Origin of the sequence: Streptomyces sp. SID1328, assembly GCF_009865595.1 — a bacterium.
GTDB lineage: Bacteria > Actinomycetota > Actinomycetes > Streptomycetales > Streptomycetaceae > Streptomyces > Streptomyces griseoluteus.
Genome location: NZ_WWKH01000342.1, coordinates 1 through 1,019, shown reverse-complemented (window position 1 = coordinate 1,019; position 1,019 = coordinate 1). Strand labels below are relative to the sequence as shown.

General features: G+C 76.3%; 1 protein-coding gene. It reads right to left on the bottom strand.

All coding sequences use genetic code 11. The features are described 5' to 3' along the window. Window positions 1-1,019, bottom strand: a 1,019-nt coding sequence (locus GT030_RS10220; protein ID WP_161200824.1) for a YcaO-like family protein, incomplete at both ends; no start/stop codon positions are given.

Here is a 1,019-nt window from a genome sequence, read left to right as displayed (position 1 = left end):
CCCGCCCCGGTCAGGTCCAGCACCTCCACCGTGACGCCCAGGTTCTCCGCCGAGCGCAGCAGGAACAGCAACTCGGCGTCATCGATGAGGGAGTTGAGGTCCACCAGCCGTACCGGCGCTGTCCTGCGGATCGCCCGGCGCAGGGCGTCGTCGGTGAGGGCGGAGCGCAGGGCGCGGGCGAGGGCCGCGCGGGGGGTGCCCGCGGCGCCCGTACCGGCCGAGGTGCGCTCGAACAGGCCCTGGTCGTTCCAGCCGCCCAGGGTGCGCACCGCGCCCGTGGGCACCAGCACGGTCCGCCCGTCCAGCAGCGAGCTCGCCTCCGACCAGGCGGCGACCCGGTCCACGGGCGCCTCCAGTCCACTGGACAGGGCGAGTTCGGCCGGCGCGACCCGGCCCCCCCGGCCGCCCACCCGAGGTGGCACCACATGCTCGGCGTACACCTCCGCGCCCCGGAACAGCGCGGCGAGCCGGGCCCCGGCCACATGGTGCACGTCGATCGCGGAGACCTCGCGCACGCGGCCGGGAGAGACGCCCAGGCGTACGGTGCTCACCTTGAGCGGGGTCTGCTCCCAGTCGTCGTCGGCATAGCCGCCGAACACCCCGGCCGCCTCGCGGACCAGCACGTCCCGCAGCTCCAGCGCGGCCAGCGCCCCCTTGGCCGCCGCCTCGTCCGCGGGGCCGTCGGCGGGCAGTGCCACCGGCTCGTCGTCCGGGTGCGGCACCCGCAGCGCGGCCCCGTCCGGAGCCTTGGGTTCCCCGGCGGTACAGAACCGGCAGCGGGGGTGCGGCAGCAGCGGTTCGGCCAGCACGTCCAGGGAGTTCAGGTCCTGCACGACGACCTGGTTACGGGTCTCGGCGGGCAGCGCCTGTGTCACCAGCCGGAACACCTCGAACGACAGCAGGTTGCCGAGCATCCCCGCGAGCGGCCCGGTGGGCACCCGCGCGGGCGTCCCCAGCGGCGCGGCCGGACCGAGACCGGACCACAGGTCGGCGCTGTCGGCCGCGTCCGAGCCGGCGCC